The sequence below is a fragment of the Roseibium aggregatum IAM 12614 genome, assembly GCF_000168975.1.
Classification (GTDB): Bacteria; Pseudomonadota; Alphaproteobacteria; order Rhizobiales; family Stappiaceae; genus Roseibium; species Roseibium aggregatum.
The window spans coordinates 1-16,608 of the sequence record NZ_AAUW01000004.1 but is presented as its reverse complement, the minus strand read 5'-3'; the positions used below and the strand labels follow the sequence as shown (position 1 = coordinate 16,608).

At 58.3% G+C, this 16,608-nt stretch carries 15 protein-coding genes; 3 read left to right on the top strand and 12 right to left on the bottom strand.

Annotated features, from left to right (window positions below):
* Positions 1-61 precede the first annotated feature (61 nt).
* Entirely contained in the window at positions 62-1,423 is a 1,362-nt protein-coding gene (locus SIAM614_RS06155) for an HD-GYP domain-containing protein (RefSeq protein WP_006932918.1), read from the top strand.
* A 72-nt stretch (positions 1,424-1,495) separates the two neighbouring features.
* Positions 1,496-2,212 carry an endonuclease/exonuclease/phosphatase family protein gene (locus SIAM614_RS06150; RefSeq protein WP_006932917.1) on the top strand — a complete coding sequence of 239 codons (717 nt, stop codon included), beginning with the start codon at positions 1,496-1,498 and terminating at the stop codon, positions 2,210-2,212.
* Positions 2,213-2,223: 11 nt separating this feature from the next.
* Here the strand turns inward: SIAM614_RS06150 and SIAM614_RS06145 are convergent, their stop codons facing one another.
* The 12 genes from SIAM614_RS06145 to SIAM614_RS31885 all read right to left on the bottom strand — a co-directional run bounded on the left by SIAM614_RS06145 (position 2,224) and on the right by SIAM614_RS31885 (position 15,181).
* Positions 2,224-3,714: an inorganic phosphate transporter gene (locus tag SIAM614_RS06145; RefSeq protein ID WP_006932916.1), complete on the bottom strand. Its 1,491-nt coding sequence runs from the start codon at positions 3,712-3,714 to the stop codon at positions 2,224-2,226.
* A 120-nt stretch (positions 3,715-3,834) separates the two neighbouring features.
* Positions 3,835-4,320, bottom strand: coding sequence for an NUDIX hydrolase (locus SIAM614_RS06140; protein WP_006932908.1), 486 nt, complete (start codon positions 4,318-4,320; stop codon positions 3,835-3,837).
* A 124-nt stretch (positions 4,321-4,444) separates the two neighbouring features.
* The gene (locus SIAM614_RS06135) at positions 4,445-5,953 is read right to left on the bottom strand and encodes an inorganic phosphate transporter (protein WP_040439459.1); all 1,509 of its coding nucleotides are present in this window, start codon (positions 5,951-5,953) and stop codon (positions 4,445-4,447) included.
* Positions 5,954-5,985: 32 nt separating this feature from the next.
* Complete coding sequence (locus tag SIAM614_RS06130; RefSeq protein ID WP_208983906.1) at positions 5,986-6,543, bottom strand: NUDIX hydrolase; 558 nt, start codon at positions 6,541-6,543, stop codon at positions 5,986-5,988.
* A 42-nt stretch (positions 6,544-6,585) separates the two neighbouring features.
* Positions 6,586-7,476, bottom strand: a complete 891-nt coding sequence (locus SIAM614_RS06125; protein ID WP_006932902.1) for a nitrilase-related carbon-nitrogen hydrolase — start codon at positions 7,474-7,476, stop codon at positions 6,586-6,588.
* 119 nt (positions 7,477-7,595) lie between these two features.
* Positions 7,596-7,787: a hypothetical protein gene (locus SIAM614_RS06120; protein ID WP_006932901.1), complete on the bottom strand. Its 192-nt coding sequence runs from the start codon at positions 7,785-7,787 to the stop codon at positions 7,596-7,598.
* A gap of 85 nt (positions 7,788-7,872) precedes the next feature.
* Positions 7,873-9,690 (bottom strand): single-stranded-DNA-specific exonuclease RecJ, encoded by a 1,818-nt coding sequence (recJ, locus tag SIAM614_RS06115; RefSeq protein ID WP_006932900.1) that lies wholly within the window; start codon positions 9,688-9,690, stop codon positions 7,873-7,875.
* Between the two features lie 10 nt (positions 9,691-9,700).
* The gene (glpX, locus tag SIAM614_RS06110) at positions 9,701-10,696 is read right to left on the bottom strand and encodes a class II fructose-bisphosphatase (protein WP_040439531.1); all 996 of its coding nucleotides are present in this window, start codon (positions 10,694-10,696) and stop codon (positions 9,701-9,703) included.
* Between the two features lie 51 nt (positions 10,697-10,747).
* Positions 10,748-12,070 carry a homoserine dehydrogenase gene (locus SIAM614_RS06105; protein WP_006932898.1) on the bottom strand — a complete coding sequence of 441 codons (1,323 nt, stop codon included), beginning with the start codon at positions 12,068-12,070 and terminating at the stop codon, positions 10,748-10,750.
* Between the two features lie 22 nt (positions 12,071-12,092).
* Positions 12,093-13,310 carry an LL-diaminopimelate aminotransferase gene (locus tag SIAM614_RS06100; protein WP_006932896.1) on the bottom strand — a complete coding sequence of 406 codons (1,218 nt, stop codon included), beginning with the start codon at positions 13,308-13,310 and terminating at the stop codon, positions 12,093-12,095.
* 344 nt (positions 13,311-13,654) lie between these two features.
* Positions 13,655-14,890 (bottom strand): GGDEF domain-containing protein, encoded by a 1,236-nt coding sequence (locus tag SIAM614_RS06095; protein ID WP_040439457.1) that lies wholly within the window; start codon positions 14,888-14,890, stop codon positions 13,655-13,657.
* A gap of 141 nt (positions 14,891-15,031) precedes the next feature.
* On the bottom strand, positions 15,032-15,181 hold the full coding sequence (locus SIAM614_RS31885) for a hypothetical protein (protein ID WP_157139706.1): 150 nt from the start codon (positions 15,179-15,181) through the stop codon (positions 15,032-15,034).
* 334 nt (positions 15,182-15,515) lie between these two features.
* Here SIAM614_RS31885 and SIAM614_RS06085 point away from each other — a divergent pair.
* A partial coding sequence (locus tag SIAM614_RS06085) for a PHA/PHB synthase family protein (RefSeq protein ID WP_006932892.1) occupies positions 15,516-16,608 on the top strand: 1,093 nt, incomplete at its 3' end.

The following is a 16,608-nucleotide window of genomic DNA, read 5'->3' as shown; positions in this document are numbered from 1 at the left end:
CCCGATCTTAACAAAGCTTTGCGAGCCTCGCGCAACTCATTGCTGCGCGAGGCTCGCTTTTATGTCCGAACAGGTTTCCAGAAAACTCCGGCTGGCGGAGCTGCTTGGTGCGCTCAGCCACGCGCTGGACATCACGGAAGGCCAGCCGCGTGGCCACTGCGTGCGCTGTTGCTGGATCGGCATTCACATCGGCCGGCACATCGGCCTCAACGACACCCAGCTCAGTGATCTCTATTACACCCTGCTTCTGAAAGACCTCGGCTGCTCGAGCAATGCCGCCAGGATTTGCGAGCTGTATCTGACCGACGACCTGACCTTCAAACACGACTTCAAGACGATCAGCGACAGTCTGCCTGCAGCCCTGCGCTTTGTACTTTCCCATACCGGACTGAAGCATGGCTTTGCAGAACGCGTGCGCGCCATCGTCAACATTCTTCAAAATGGCGGCGACATCGCCAACGAGATGATCGAAACGCGCTGTACGCGCGGTGGCGACATCGCCCGGCAGATGCATTTCTCGGAAACGGTCGTTTCCGGAATTTACAGCCTGGATGAGCATTGGGACGGCAAAGGCCGGCCGCACGGGATCGCGGGCTCAACGATCCCCGTGTTTTCCCAGATCGCCTTGCTGGCACAGGTAGTCGATGTCTTCCAGATCAACTCCGGTGTCGATGGTGCGCTGAAGGAACTGAAAGAACGGGCCGGTAGCTGGTTTGATCCGGCCCTGGTTGCCGCTGCAGAAAGTGTTGCGAGAGATCCCGTATTCTGGAGCACGTTGAAATCGGAAAACCTCGACAAGATCGTCTATGGTCTTGAGCCGGCGCAGAACACACGTTTTGCAGATGAAGAGCAGCTTGACGACATTGCCCACGGCTTCGCGCTGGTCATCGACTCCAAAAGCCCCTTCACCGCCGGCCACAGCGAGCGGGTCACGCTCTACACCGATATGATCGCCGAGGAGCTGGGATATGGCATGCGCGACCGTCAGTTGCTGAAGCGTGCGGCGCTGCTGCATGACATCGGAAAGCTTGGTGTCAGCAATTCCGTTCTCGACAAACCAGGCAAGCTTGATGATCTGGAGTGGGAACAAATCCGGATGCACCCCGTTTACTCGGACGAAATCCTATCGAGGATCGACACATTCAAGGAACTTTCGCCGATCGCGCGGGGCCATCACGAAAAACTCGACGGCCGCGGGTATCCGGATGGACTGACAGCAAGCAGGATTTCTATGGAAACGCGGATCGTTACCACTGCGGATATTTTCGATGCCTTGACCGCGTCGCGGCCGTATCGCGGCCCCATGCCTATGGCGAAAGCTCTTGGCATCATGGAAGGAGACACAGGCACGGCGCTGGATGCAAAATGCTTTGCGGCGCTGAAACGGGCAACGGAACGCATGGAGCATTCCGACGCTGCCTAAATTGAACGCACAGAAGCTTAAAACAATCTGTTACTCTTGCTTCCTTTCCCGCAAGGTCCTCACTCTGCGCTCATGCTGAAAATCGGTTCTTACAACATACAGAAATCAATAGGCGTCGACGCGCGCAGGCGGCCCGACCGGACACTGAAGGTGATCCAGGAACTGGACTGCGATATCCTGGCGCTGCAGGAGGCCGACAAACGCTTCGGTCCGCGCGAAAGCACCCTCGACAGAGAGACTATTCTGCACGAAACGGACTATCGTCCCGTGCCCTTTGCCACCGGAGACAAAAGCCTCGGCTGGCACGGAAACGCCATTCTTGTGCGAAACTCCATCGGCATTCTGGATCACCGCCGGCTGGATCTGCCGACGCTGGAACCCCGTGGAGCCGTTGCCGTGGACCTTCTGGTGGCCGGTGAAAAAATCCGCGTGGCGGCCATGCATCTGAGCCTGATCGGCCACTTTCGCAAGAAGCAGATAACGTCGCTGATGCACCAGCTTCATGAGCATCTCGACTATCTGCCGACAGTTCTCATTGGCGATCTGAATGAGTGGCGCGATTCGGCAGACAGCATCAAACTGTTCGAGGAACGCTACGAAGTGACGACTCCGGGCCGGAGCTTTCCTAGCCCCCTGCCCGTCGGCAGCCTGGACCGGATCATCACCAGCCCGGAATTCATCGTCCGGCAGGCCGGTGTCCACAAATCCAAAACGGCACGTATCGCATCGGATCACCTGCCGGTCTGGGCCAACCTCACTTTGGAGCCGGCCGGACATCTACCCGGTTAGAGTCGCTGCAATCAGGCGATCAGCTTGACCATGACAAAGTAGAGCCCCGCTGACAGGACGGCTGCGGCCGGAACTGTAACGACCCAGGCGGCAATAATGGTCATGAAATGGGCCCGGCGGACAAGGTGGCGACGGGCCTGCTCCTCGCGGTTGCGGACAGGCCTGACCATATTGCCGTTGGCCTGCATCTTGTTCACATAGTCCAGCCGCCGTTTTGAGCGTTCCGTATACCACTCCCGGAAGAACCCAACTCCAAAGACAGCGCCCACAGCGATATGGGTCGAACTCACGGGCAGCCCGAAGCCCGAGGCGACAATCACCGTGATGGCAGCGGACAGCGACACGCAATAGGCCCGCATCGGATTGAGCTTGGTGATCTGCTGGCCGACCATCTCGATCAAGCGGGGCCCGAACAGCAGCAGGCCAAAAGATATGCCAAAGGCGCCGACGGCCATCACCCAGAGCGGAATGCTGACCTTTGCGGCGACGTCACCGAGTTCCGCCGTATGCACGATGGCGGCCAGCGGCCCAACGGCATTGGCGACGTCGTTGGCGCCGTGGGCGAAGGACAGCAATGCCGCCGAACACACAAGCGGCACGGAAAAGAGGATGCGGAGCGACTGGTTGCGGTTCTCCAACCCTTCCGACTGACGCCGGATTAGCGGGCGTACAATCGCCCAGACGGCGAGCCCGACGACAACCCCGAGCACCAGCGACATCGGCATGTCGATCTTCACGATCTTCTTCAGGCCCTTGAGAGCCAGATAGCTGGCAAAGGTTCCGGACATGACCCCGATCAGCACCGGAACCCATTTGCGGGCCGCGGCGATCTTGTCTTCCTGATAAATGATAAAGGTCTTTATGAAGGCCAGGAAAGCTGCAGCGATCAGACCGCCAAGAAACGGTGAAATAACCCAGCTTGCTGCAATGCCGCCCATTGTTGCCCAATTAACCGCACTGAAACCTGCCGCCGCAATACCGGCTCCCATGACACCGCCCACAATGGAATGCGTGGTTGAGACAGGTGCGCCGATCCAGGTGGCAAGGTTGATCCAGAGCGCAGAGGACACCAGAGCCGCCATCATTGCTGCCATGAAGACGTTGGCATCGGCAACCGAAGCAGGATCGATGATCCCCTTCGAGATGGTGCTGACGACATCCCCACCTGCGATAAGGGCACCGGCACTTTCGAAGACGGCCGCTATTATCAGCGCCGTCAGAAGCGTCATGGCCCGCGAACCGACAGCGGGACCGACATTGTTGGCAACATCGTTGGCGCCGATGTTGAGCGCCATATAGGCGCCAATGGCGGCGGCCGCCACGATGATGACCGTTCCCGGTGCTCCCGACATGGAGGCACCTGCGCCTAGCGCGCATAAGACGATAAAGACCAGCGCAATTCCAGGCGCAATCAAACCACGGCCAAGAGACCCGGCGGCCTCTTCCATGTAGCTCAGTTTGTCGAGATCTTTGTCGAGGGTTGGCTTTTTCAAATTTGGCATGGGCGTTCCAGTTGGGAAGTCCTTTGAAGGCAAGTCTTGCAAGCCAAGCGTCTTCTGGCGCCTGCCTTAAACAATCGTCCGAAAAGGTCAACCAAAACGGCCCTGTTTCGCCAATATTTCTTAGTTGGTTAAATTTTCCAGCTTTCGAAGCACTTTCGCCAGCCCCGGATCGCTGGCAAGCCGGACAGCTTCCTGTATCGGAAGCCAACGGACGTCCCGTTCTTCCTTGTCCGGAAAACTGCTCGTCGTGCTCTCAACGTCCACCAGAAAGACAAGGACCTCGGTCCTCAAACGCAAACCGCCCTCACCACCCTTGTGGGACTGGAAGCTGGCAAAAGGTTTTTTCTGCGCGGTTCCGATAACACCCGCTTCCTCGAAAGCTTCCACCGCAGCGGTGTGATGCGCATTCATCGACAGGATTGGCCAGCCTTTCGGAAGAATCCAGCGTTGCGTGGACTTGGTCGTCACAAGCAGCACTTCCCGCTGCCCGTCGCGTAAACGATGACACAACGCTGCTATCTGCAATCTCGAGGGGCGTCTGAACATCAGAAGCAGGGTCTGGAACCAGGAAGTCCGTTCGTCGATTGCTGAATAAAGCTGCGCCATAGTGCCCTTTCCCGGACGTTGAAAAGACTCGCAGAATACGTCGCAAAGACGTGCCTGTCCAGAAAACGCGCACTGTGTGCTCTTATTTATCCTGGTAACTTGTTTGCGAAGGGTCGGGATTGTCTCAGGACAAGACCAGTTTGAGCGCCGTAAAAAGACCCGCGGCCAGAAGCGCCGACGCAGGTACGGTGACAACCCAGGCTGCGATGATGGTGATCAAGCTTGACCGGCGAACAAGCAGGCGTCTGCGGCGTTCTTCCCTGTTTTTCATCATCTTGCGCGGTTTCATGACCCCGCCTTCGGCAACATACTTGTTGCGATACCATTCCCGATAAAAGCCGACACCGAACAAAGCGCCAACCGCAATGTGGGTGGACGACACCGGCAGCCCTGCCCCTGACGCCGTAAGCACGGTGGCGGCCGTTGCCAATGTGATGCAGAAGGCCCGCACGGGACTGAGTTTCGTGATCTTCTTACCGACAACGGTCACAAGGCGTCTTCCGAACAGCAAAAGGCCCGCGGAAATACCGCATGCCCCGACCGCACTCACCCAGATCGGCACTTCGGGGTTCAACGCGCCAAGATACCAGAACATGAGGTCAGGGAAATCGTTCGACTGGCTCATCACGATGGCTGCCAGCGGTCCGATCGCATTTGCAACGTCATTGGCGCCGTGGGCAAAGGATAGCAAGCCCGCCGCGACCATGAGGGGCACCGCGAACAGATTGCGCAACGCGCGTGCGCTGTTTTCCAGCGTGAGCGTCTGGGCAACGATCACGTGACAATAGATTCGCCAGACAACGAAGCCGACGGCAAGCGACAGGACGACGGCGAGCCATTCTGGAACGGAAAGCAACCGATCGGAGATTTTCAGCAGAAGGTAACCGGTAAAGGTCGCCCCCATGAGGCCCAGAAGGATCGGCAACCAGTACTGGGCTGCTTTCAGACGGTCGGGCGTATAGACGACCCTTGTGTTGATGAAGGCCATGATCCCGGCCCCGACGAGCCCTCCCAGCACCGGCGACAAAACCCAGGAAACGGCAATTGTGGACATGGTTGTCCAGTTGATGGCCGCAAAACCACTTGCCGCGATCCCGGCACCGACAACGCCACCGATAATCGAATGGGTTGTCGAAACAGGCGCGCCGATCACGGTTGCAAAGTTGATCCACAAGGCAGAGGCGGCCATTGCGGTCAGCATCGCCAGCATGAATTCCGAGCTGTTGCGGACATCGCCAGGGCTCAGGATGTCGCCGGAAACGGTCGAGACGACATCCGTCCCGGCCAGTAATGCACCCGCACTTTCACAAACAGCAGCTATCAGCAGGGCACCGGTGAGGCTGACGACGCGCGCGCCGACGGCCGGGCCGACATTGTTGGCAACGTCGTTGGCGCCGATGTTCAACGCCATGTAGCCACCAATGGCGCTTGCGGCAACAAGGATCACAATGTGGGAGAAGCCGCTGGCTGACACCTGAAATGCCGCCACGCAGGCACAGATCACCAGGAAAACCAACGCAAGTCCGGGACCTACGAGGCGCCGGCCCATGGCCTCGGCCGCCTCACTGACAAAGCTGATCTTGTCGAGATCCTTGTCCAGTGCCTTCTTTTTCAAATCCCTGCTGGTGAGCAATCAAACACGCCTCGTTATCTCTCAGGAAATGTCTAACAGATTTGCGATTTGTGCCGCCGCAAAAACCGCTTAAGCGCTGGCTCTTCCACTGTTTCGATTGCCTTTGAGAACGGTAGCCACACCGTTTTGCGTTGTCCGAGTTCGGGATATTCCTTCAACTGTTTTTCAAAACGGATCTTGAAGACGACCACTTTGGTGCGGATCTTCAATCCATCGGCGAGACCTTTGTAGGATCGGAAGCTGCCGATGGCTCGAGGCTCGGCTTTGCCGACAATGCCTGCTTCCTCGTAAGCCTCGATCAAAGCCGTTTCATATGCAGGTTTGTCCTTTTCCGGCCAGCCTTTGGGCAAGATCAACCGGCCGGTGTCTCGCGTCGAGACGAGCAGGACTTCGGGTTCGGCTTCGCCCGGACGCACGCACAGAGCCGCGATCTGCAGACGGAGCGGCTTGACGAACAAACCTGTAATCCCGTGCAGCCACGATGCTTCCCGCGCTGTAAGTGCCTTAGCGAATCCCATCTCCACACCATGTTGTTCTGGAACATGGGGTGTATATGGAGTTCCCTTAGGGACGTCTACAGAAAAGTGCACTCGGTGCGCGCACATTTTTATTACAAATATTACAATTTGCCGTCATGCAGCCGATACTGAAACATGATCGGCAGTCCATGCTCCCGGCCAGACCTCGGCCTTTCCGGACTTCAGCACGCGCAATTCATCGAGCGGCACCGAAGCGACCAGAAACGGTTCTTCGCCGTTGCTTCCCGAAGTCGCTTCTATCTCTGCGGCAACACCAGAAAAACCGAATTCCTCTTCGCAAGGAAGATAGAGTGCGGCGCCTGAAACATTGGTGTCGTTCTGAGTCGTCCCCTTCGATGTCCCGACCACACCGCAAACGGCAACCGCACACATGAGTTCGACTGCACGCGCCTTGGCGCAGCCGAACACACGATGGTAGCCGGAGAGTTTTTCCGTCATCGAGGGAACAAGAAGAAGGTCCAGATCCTGCTTCGCCAGCAGGCTGCTAAGCGCCGGCATTTCCACATCCAGACAGATCAGGATCGCCATTTTGAGGCCATCGAACTCGAAGGTCTTCAACTCGGCTCCCGGCACCAGATGCCAGATTTCCGGATCCTGCTCGAATGGCGTGAGGCACAATTTGTCCTGGCGGATCTCGCGTCCGTCGGCCGCCAGAAGAACGGCCGTGTTGGTGAAGCCTTGAGAGGTGTGAACAGGCATCGACCCGGCGATCAGCGACACGCCATATTTCATTGGCAAGGGCGAAAGCTGTTTGATCAGGTCCGTTCCGACTTCTGCCAGATATTCCATTTCCCGGTCAGGCGGCAGCCCTTCCGGTTTGAAAGCCAGACAGCATTCCACCAGATATTCCGGCAGCATCAGAAGCTTGGCACCGTCTGCGGCGGCACGTTTCAGCCCCTCTTCGATCTGCGCTGCGAAAGCAGCAACCGAAGTGGGAGCGCGGCCGAGGTTAAAGGACCAAAGTGCAATGGGATAATCTGTCATGGCGTCCGGTGTCTCGTTCAAATCAGACGCCAGACTTAAGAGCAGCCCGCGAAGCGTTTCAAGCCCCAGTCTGTCTCACACTCCCACAAATGCGGAAGGTTTGCAGATTTCCGCCAGGTTCAATCGATGAACAGTCCGATAAAGGTCATCAGGACAATCAGAAATCCGGTTCCGACAAGAGCTGCTTTCGGCTCCTGCGGCAGGGCGGTCAGTTTTGGGGAACGTCTTACTTCCCGAATCCCTTCCAGGGCCCGGTCGGTACGCCTGTCTATTTCCGCGAAATACGGCGAAAGCTCATTCTGAGCGCGCATGCCTGATCCTCACGATTTCTTCGTAGGGTCAGATAGTAGGCCTGCTGCCTTAGCGTTTCGTTAATTCGAATTTACAGAAACGGGGTCAAAGCCGGGTTTTCTGCGGATCCGCGACATCCAGAATGCGCAACTGCACCTTGGGTGTGCCTTGCCAGGTGTCGATCGAAAGCGTGCCTGCCACATGCAGCGATTGCCCCCTGCCCTGCAGGAGCATCTGACCATGCGGTTTGTCATCCGCCTTGAAGCAGATCGCTTTCAGCGCCGTACCGTCACCCGACGTGATCGAGGCCCTGACGTGCCCCTTGCCAACCACATCGGCAAAGGAGATCCGGTGGGCAGGAAAGGCGAAGACAGGCTCGGCATGGCCTGCCCCATAAGGACCTGCCTTTTCCAGAAGTTCGAGAAGGTCGAGGTTCGCCCCCGTTGCCGTCAGTGCTGCGTCGATCTTCAGTTCCCGGTTTGCACTCGCCGTTTCAACATCGTCTTTGAGAACATCGTTGAAGTAGGCCTCCAGATCGGCTCTTTTTTCGCTCAACACGGTCAGCCCCGCCGCCATGGCGTGACCTCCCCCTTTTTCCAGCAATCCCAGGTCGACAGCGCCGCGAACGGCCTTGCCGAGATCCACACCGGGGATCGAGCGTCCCGAGCCGGTGCCTTTGCCGGTCTCGTCGAAGGCTATCGCGAAGGAAGGCCTGCGATAGGCTTCCTTGAGACGGGAAGCAATCAGGCCAACGATACCCGGGTGCCAATCGTCGGAACCGGTCAGGAGCACCGCTGGATCACGCGCCTGAATTGCCATTTCGGCTTCGGCATCGGCCTGCTCCAGCATTACCGCTTCCATGGCCTGGCGTTCGGTGTTGAGCTGGTCCAGTCGCTCGGCGATTGCGCGCGCCTCATGCGGATCTTCCGTTGTCAGAAGCCGTGCTCCCAGGGCGGCATCGCCAATGCGGCCGCCCGCATTGATCCGCGGTCCAATCAGGAACCCGAGATGATAGGGAGCGGGCTTTCCGCTGACGCGGGCCGTGTCGGCAAGGGCTGTCAGGCCGTAGTTCCGGCGCTGGTGCATTACCGCAAGGCCGCGCGTGACATAGGCGCGGTTCAGCCCCTGCAAGGGAACGACGTCGCACACGGTACCGAGTGCTACCAGATCGAGCAGAGCCATCAGGTCCGGCTGCTGCGCGCCCTGGAACACCCCGCGTCGCCGCAACTCGCGGTTCAGTCCGACAAGAAACAGAAACGTGACGCCGACGGCCGCCAGATGTCCCTGCCCGGACAGATCGTCCTGCCGGTTCGGATTGACGAGCGCTTCGACGGCTGGCAGCGTTTCACCGACCTGGTGGTGATCGATGACCACAACGTCGAGATCGAGCTGCCGGGCGGTTTCGAAAGCCTCGAAAGAGGTACTGCCGCAGTCGAGGGTCACCAGCAGGTCCGCACCACCCTGGCGAAGATGCTCGATGGCCGGGCCGTTGGGACCGTAACCTTCGATGATCCTGTCCGGAATATGGATCACGGGATCAAGGCCGAGCCACTGCAGATATTTTGCAAAAATCGCCGAAGAGGTTGCGCCGTCGACGTCATAGTCGCCGAAGATCGCGATCTTGCGGCCAGCCTGCACCGCATCAGCGACCCTTGCCACGGCGGCGTCCATGTCCACCAGGCTGGAGGGATCGGGCATCAGCAGCTTGAGCGACGGATCCAGGAAACCGGTCGCCTCGTCCGCCAGCACACCGCGCGCCGCCATGACACGTGCCAGAACGTCCGGCAGGCCGTGCACCTGCGAAATCGCCATGGCGGTTCGCAGGTCGGCCGCGCTCAGACGCTCGCGCCAGGCGTTGTCATTTGCGGAACGGGCGACCCCAAGGACGAGCCGCCTGTCATCTTCTCCGGATTGTCCCAGCATTCAGCCGCGCTTAGTCCAGATGGAATTTCTCAAGATCCGTGTGTTGGGCCTTGATGTAGCGCACCGTGCCCGTGGAGGACCGCATGACGACGGTGTGCGTGGTGATGTGATGACGGCCAAAGCGGACGCCCTGCAGGAAGTTGCCGTCAGTCACGCCCGTTGCGGCAAACAGCACGTCGGGCCCGGCCATTTCTTCAAGAGTGTATTTCTTCTTGATGTCCTCGATGCCCATGCGATGCGCGCGCTCGACCTGCTCTTCACGCGTGATCACGAGACGAGACTGCATCTGACCACCGATACAACGCAGCGCAGCAGCCGCAAGCACGCCTTCCGGAGCACCACCGATACCGGCGTAGATATCGATGCCGGTTTCGTCCGGATCGGTGGTGTGAATGACACCGGCAACGTCGCCATCGCCGATCAGGCGAATCGCGGCCCCGGTTGCCCGGATTTCCTCGATCAGGCGGGCGTGGCGCGGACGGTCGAGAACGCAGGCGGTCACTTCGCTGACCTTGACGCCTTTTTCCTTGGCGACGGCTGCAATGTTTTCGGCAATCGGCGCATCCAGATCGATCAAACCGGCCTTGTAGCCCGGGCCGATGGCGATCTTGTCCATGTAGCTGTCAGGAGCGTTCAGAAGATCACCGGCCGGAGCCAGCGCAATCACCGCAAGGGAGTTCGGCAGGTTCTTGGCGCAGATGGTGGTGCCTTCCAGCGGGTCGAGAGCAATGTCGACCTTCGGCCCCTGCTTGGTGCCTACGTTTTCGCCGATGTAGAGCATCGGAGCTTCGTCACGCTCGCCCTCGCCGATAACCACAGTGCCGTCGATGGGCAGCCGGTTCAGTTCCCGCCGCATTGCGTCCACTGCGGCCTGGTCGGCGGCCATTTCGTCGCCGTGACCGCGCAACCGGGCCGCCGATACAGCCGCTCTTTCGCTGACGCGGGCCAGCTCGAGCGTCAGAATACGGTCCAGGCCGCTCGACGGTTGTTTATCAGTATTGGACATCAACATCTCCAGTCTCTCCCCCCGCAACACGCCTCGGCGGGCACTCACTCGTCAATTCAGTTTTTCAATCCGGATCATCTGGGGCTGTTCGGAAACAACCCCCTTGGACATGATCACGTCCAACGCCTCTTTGATCGCTACTTCAGTCGTTTCATACGTGATCAGGATGACAGGTTGAGGCATGTCCGCATCAAATTTTACAGGAACGTCCTTATTTGCATGACGTTTCTGGACAATCGATTCCAGCGAAATGCCGGCTTCGCCCATGCATCTGGCGATTTCGGCAAAAGCGCCCGGCCTGTCGTAAACGGACAGACGGATGTAATAACCGCCTTCATGCAGCCGCATGCGAGCACGCTGGTAGCTGTTCAGCTCCGCTGCCGGCATGCCAAGAACCGGCGTTTCATCGCCGCGGGCAATATCGGTGAGATCGGCAACAACGGATGACGCAGTGGCATTGCCGCCCGCCCCCGGACCGACAAGTACGATTTCCCCGACGAAGTCGCCATCCACCGCCACAGCGTTCAATACGCCGTCGATCCGCGCAATCGCAGAGGACTTCGGCACCATGGTCGGATGGACCCGCTGCTCGATGCCCGTATCGGTGCGTTGTGCAACGCCCAGGAGCTTGATGCGGAAACCGAGCTCGTCAGCCGCCTGAATATCGGCGGTCGTGATGGAGGTGATGCCTTCGACGTAGATGTCGTTGCTCGAGATTTCCGTGCCGAAGGCCAGGCTGGTCAGAATTGCAAGCTTGTGCGCGGTGTCGTTTCCTTCGATATCGAAAGTCGGATCAGCCTCCGCGTAGCCGAGCCGCTGTGCATCCGACAGGCAGTCCTGAAAGCTGATGCCTTCGGCTTCCATCCGGGTCAGGATGTAATTGCAGGTACCGTTCAGGATACCGTAGATGCGGCTGATCTCGTTGCTGGCCATGGATTCGCGCAGCGTCTTGACGATTGGAATGCCCCCGGCAACCGCTGCCTCGTAGTTGAGGCAAGCATTGTTAGCCTCGGCCAGCACCGCCAGTTCCACGCCATGGCGTGCAAGCAGCGCCTTGTTAGCCGTGACGACGTGGATGCCGCGCGACAGGGCAGCGCGCACGCTTTCCTCAGCCGGGCCGTTGTCGCCGCCGATCAGCTCGACGAAAATATCGATATCCGCCGTCCGGGCCATTTCCGCCGGATCGGTGAACCACTCAAATGCCGAAACATCGATGCCCCGGTCACGGGTCCGGTCACGGGCGCTGACCGCTGTCACAGTCACCGCGCGCCCGGTTTTCGTTGCAATCTGTCCGCCGTGTTTTGAAAGGAGCCGCACCACGGCCGCCCCCACGGTGCCAAGGCCAGCGATGCCTACCTTCAATGCGTCTGCCATACGGAAATGAGTCCAGTTCTTATCAACCTTTGGTCCCGAGCGGGATGACGTTGTGCAGCTTTTGGTCGGCCGTTTCAAGGAAGCGACGGATATTTCTGGCTGCCTGACGCAGTCTTTGTTCGTTTTCCACCAGTCCGATACGGACGTAATCGTCGCCATGCTCACCGAAACCAATGCCCGGTGCGACGGCCACTTCTGCCTGCTCCAGCAGCAGCTTCGAGTATTCCAGACTGCCGAGTGCCCGGAATTTCTCGGGGATCGGAGCCCAGCAGAACATGCTGGCTTCCGGCGCAGGGATATACCATCCGGCTCTGCCGAAGGTATCCACGACCACGTCGCGACGCTTCTTGTAGATTTCGCGCGTTTGCCTGATGCAGTCATCGGGTCCGTTCAAGGCAGCGGTTGCAGCCACCTGAATAGGCGTGAAGGCGCCGTAGTCGAGATAGGATTTCACCCGCGACAGCGCGGCAATCAGCCGCTCGTTGCCGACGGCAAAGCCCATGCGCCAGCCCGGCATGGAGAACGTCTTGGAAAGCGACGTGAATTCAACAGTCACATCCATAGCACCAGGCACCTGCAGAACCGATGGCGGTGGTGTCGCGCCGAAATAGATCTCGGAATACGCCAGGTCAGACAGAATGAAGATGTCGTGCTTGCGGGCAAATGCGACCACGTCCTTATAGAAGTCGAGATCTGCGCAATAGGACGTCGGATTCGCCGGGTAGCACAGGATGATGGCGATCGGTTTCGGCACGGAATGGATGACCGCACGCTCCAGCGCGTCGAAGAAACCCTGCCCCGGTTCCGCGGGAATGTTGCGGATCGAAGCGCCAGCCATCAGGAAGCCGAATGTATGGATCGGATAGCTGGGGTTCGGGCTCAGAATCACATCCCCGGGCGCGGAGATCGCCTGTGCCATGTTGGCAAAGCCCTCCTTCGAGCCGAGCGTTGCGATTATCTGCGTCTCCGGATCGAGTTTGACCCCGAACCGGCGGCCGTAATATGCCGCCTGAGCCTTGCGCAGACCACCGATCCCCTTGGACGCCGAGTAGCGGTGCGTGCGCGGGTCCTGCACGACTTCCGTCAGTTTGTCGACAATGTGCTTTGGCGTCGGCAGGTCCGGGTTGCCCATGCCAAGATCGATAATGTCCGCCCCCGCCGCGCGCGCCTTCGCCTTCAAACGGTTCACCTGTTCGAACACATACGGCGGCAGCCGCTTGATCTTATGGAATTCCTCCATGACGCGAATCCTTGCGAGTTGACAGTTTCAGCTGCGCGCCCATGCCAGGCGCGACGACAGCGCAGCGGGGCTCTTTTAGCAGTCCGGAAATAAATGCGCACCCGTCTTTGCGTCGCTAGCCGACTAAATTTGTAGCGTTTTTTAGAACATGATTGCTCTGACACCGGGAAGAACCCGCCCGAGCCTGTGAACCAGCGGAAATGTCCTACAAATACCAGCAGTAGGACAGCCGTCCAGGACGAGGACATGACGCAATTTGCGTCCTGAAAATCCAGGCGTATCCAGGACGATCGTTGCCACATAGCCGCGGGTGACAGAATTGGCGGCTCAGGGATACGGCCAGATCAGGCTGCCTTTTTGCGAAGGACCGAGAAACCGGCCCTTTTCGCATCCTTGATAAGACGCCCGTTTGGAGCCAGATCCATGGCAACAATTTGGGCTCGGCCCTGCTTTTTGGCTCTATGCAGGCCACCTTCGGCCGCTTCCATGGCGCGCTCCAGCGGCGTCGACACACCTGCGCTCACAAGTCCGACACTTGCCGTCACGATCAATCGGCCGCCAGACGCTTCCTGGCATTCCAGTCCGAAGCGGCGACAGATCCTCTGTGCTGTCAGGTGGGCCAGTTCCTTGTTGCCTTCCGGCAGAAACACGGCAAATTCCGCACCACCTACGCGGCCCGGTACGGCACCATCGGCCAGAGTATCCTTCAGGATGCGCGCAAAAAGCTGCAGCAATGCATCGCCCATTGCCTGGTTGAAACGTTCGTTGACCGTCTTGAACTGGTCCATATCGAACAGGATGAGGCTGTACATGCCGGACGTCGACTGAGTTGAAGAAATCCAGTCCTCAGCATCGTTGAGAAACGCGCGCCGGTTCGGCAACCCGGTGAGCTCATCCTGAAGTGCCTGTTCCCTGAAACCTTGCAGGGATCGTTCGATCACCATGGAAGCCGGCAACACGATAGTCATGATGATCGAGAACATGATGACCATGAGGTAGATGCTCATGAAGCCTTCCGCGAAACTCGACTGGAAGGACGGCAAATGCAGAACGTTCTGGCTCACGGTGTACCACATGAAACCTGCGGCTTCGACGAGCGTCGTCATGCCAAGCATACGGACGGAATAGAGTTTTTCCCGGTTCTCGAAAAACGCCATCCAGACAACCCAGAGAGCGCTCAGGATCATGACCGATTGAACATAGTTCACACGGGCAAGGAAATTGTCCCGAAATTCCGGAAACTGGTACAGAACGATCCAGGCAAACGCGATCGTGGTGAACAGCCAGACATGACTGCTGCGCCCCAGAAAGACGGCGACCCCGCTTCGCCTCAGTCCAGTCCCCAGAATGAGCAGGAAATTGGCGGCGACGATGCTCAAGAGGTCCGGAACCGTGCCGCGTATTGCGAAAAGAACCGTGCCGCAACCGGCCAGGAACATTCCGGCGGACCACAGGGCAAGACTTCTTGCACAAGCGACGCTTCGGCCTGGCCAGAACAGGTAAAAAACCAACAGGATGACGCTACCGGCAAACTCGGCAATCATAATGCAGGTAAACAATGTCGGTATGTCGAGCGTCATGAAAAAGTGGGCCTTGCGATCAAGGCTCTCAGCCTAGATCGTCAGTCGTAAAGGAATGATTTAATCAGTATAATTGCCGATGCCACGTCATCTTTATTTGCCGCGTCCCTTTCACGGCAGCATTTCCAGGAGGACTCTGCGTCACTGCGACGCAAGCGTCTCCAGATAGGCCTGCGTCTCTTTGCGTTCCTCGGGATTGATGAGACCGTAGGACTCCCCGGGATTGACGATTGCACCGTAGCCTTTGGGCGGTGGAACGTTGCTATTGCCCCTGCCAGGTTGGGTCTTCATCGCATCAATCAAAGGTGTTCCGGGGCCCACCGCGCAGGCCGTTAGTCCCAGGAGCAAAAAAAGGCATCCAACGAGAGCCAGCACGTTCCGCTTGCAGATCAACCGTTCCTCCTCCACTTCGGCTCCTCGTCCTTTCGATTGTCACAAAGTTACACTAGCCAGAGCGCATGACCGTGGATTGAAATCCAATCGACGGAGTGGTTACCTTGTGTCATAAATAGCTGATACTTCAAAATATCGGCGAAAAAATAACAAGATAACGCGATTGAACAACAAGGGCTCACAGGATTTCGGTGGGCTGAACGGGGCAAATAACCGGAGGAAACCCCTGCCTATGGCTGATGACCGCGACCATCCCATGTTGCAGTATATCATCAACAACCCGGAGGCCTTTGCACAGAATCTTGCAAAGACGCTCGAGCAGGCAGGCAAGGCGTTGGCGGCCTATATCGAGCCCCGGGAACAAGGCAAGATCACTCACGATTCGACCGACGAGCTGACGGGTGTCGTAAAGACCCTGGCGCAGGTTGGCGAATACTGGGTGTCCGATCCGCAACGCGCGGTCGAAGCCCAGTCACGCTTGTGGAGCGGCTATATAGATCTCTGGAATTCCTCGCTGAAACGGATGATGGGCGAACCGTCGGCACCAGCCATCGAAACGCCGGCACGAGACAAGCGCTTTGCCGATCCGGAGTGGGAAAAAAACCAGTTCTTTGATTTCATCAAGCAGCTCTACCTGATCACGAGCAAATGGGCGGAGGACATGGTCCATGACGCCCAGGGGCTGGATGAACACACGCGCCATAAGGCAGAGTTCTACGTCACCCAGATCGCCAACGCCGTCTCCCCCTCCAACTTCGTTCTGACGAACCCGGAACTGCTGCGCCTGACACTGGAAAGCAACGGCGAAAATCTGGTCAAAGGCATGCGGCATCTGGTCGAGGACCTGAAGACCGGCAAGGGCGACCTGAAGATTCGCCAGACGGATCCGAACAAGTTCAGGCTCGGCGAGAATCTCGGCACCACTCCCGGCAAGGTGATCTCGCAGAACGACGTCTGTCAGGTGATCCAGTATTCGCCGACCACCGAAGAGGTCCTCAAACGCCCTCTTCTGATCGTTCCGCCGTGGATCAACAAGTTCTATATTCTCGACCTCAATCCGGAAAAGTCCTTCATCAAGTGGGCGGTCGACCAGGGCCACACGGTGTTCGTCATTTCGTGGGTGAACCCGGACGAACGGCAGGCTCAAAAGAGCTTCGAGCACTACATGAAGGAAGGCATCCTCAATACGCTCGACCTGATCAAGCGGGCAACCCGACAGGAAGAAGTCAACGCGATCGGCTATTGCGTCGGCGGAACTCTGCTTGCAGTCACGCTCGCCTATATGGCGAAGATAGGCGACGAGCGGATCAAGACCGCGACCTTCT

Bases quoted from the DNA above. Each gene is read 5' to 3' on its own strand.
- SIAM614_RS06155 (WP_006932918.1), top strand. From the start codon at position 62: ATGTCCGAACAGGTTTCCAGAAAACTCCGGCTGGCGGAGCTGCTTGGT.
- SIAM614_RS06150 (WP_006932917.1), top strand. From the start codon at position 1,496: ATGCTGAAAATCGGTTCTTACAACATACAGAAATCAATAGGCGTCGAC.
- SIAM614_RS06145 (WP_006932916.1), bottom strand. From the start codon at position 3,714: ATGCCAAATTTGAAAAAGCCAACCCTCGACAAAGATCTCGACAAACTG.
- SIAM614_RS06140 (WP_006932908.1), bottom strand. From the start codon at position 4,320: ATGGCGCAGCTTTATTCAGCAATCGACGAACGGACTTCCTGGTTCCAG.
- SIAM614_RS06125 (WP_006932902.1), bottom strand. From the start codon at position 7,476: ATGACAGATTATCCCATTGCACTTTGGTCCTTTAACCTCGGCCGCGCT.
- SIAM614_RS06120 (WP_006932901.1), bottom strand. From the start codon at position 7,787: ATGCGCGCTCAGAATGAGCTTTCGCCGTATTTCGCGGAAATAGACAGG.
- recJ (WP_006932900.1), bottom strand. From the start codon at position 9,690: ATGCTGGGACAATCCGGAGAAGATGACAGGCGGCTCGTCCTTGGGGTC.
- glpX (WP_040439531.1), bottom strand. From the start codon at position 10,696: ATGTCCAATACTGATAAACAACCGTCGAGCGGCCTGGACCGTATTCTG.
- SIAM614_RS06105 (WP_006932898.1), bottom strand. From the start codon at position 12,070: ATGGCAGACGCATTGAAGGTAGGCATCGCTGGCCTTGGCACCGTGGGG.
- SIAM614_RS06100 (WP_006932896.1), bottom strand. From the start codon at position 13,310: ATGGAGGAATTCCATAAGATCAAGCGGCTGCCGCCGTATGTGTTCGAA.
- SIAM614_RS06095 (WP_040439457.1), bottom strand. From the start codon at position 14,890: ATGACGCTCGACATACCGACATTGTTTACCTGCATTATGATTGCCGAG.
- SIAM614_RS31885 (WP_157139706.1), bottom strand. From the start codon at position 15,181: ATGAAGACCCAACCTGGCAGGGGCAATAGCAACGTTCCACCGCCCAAA.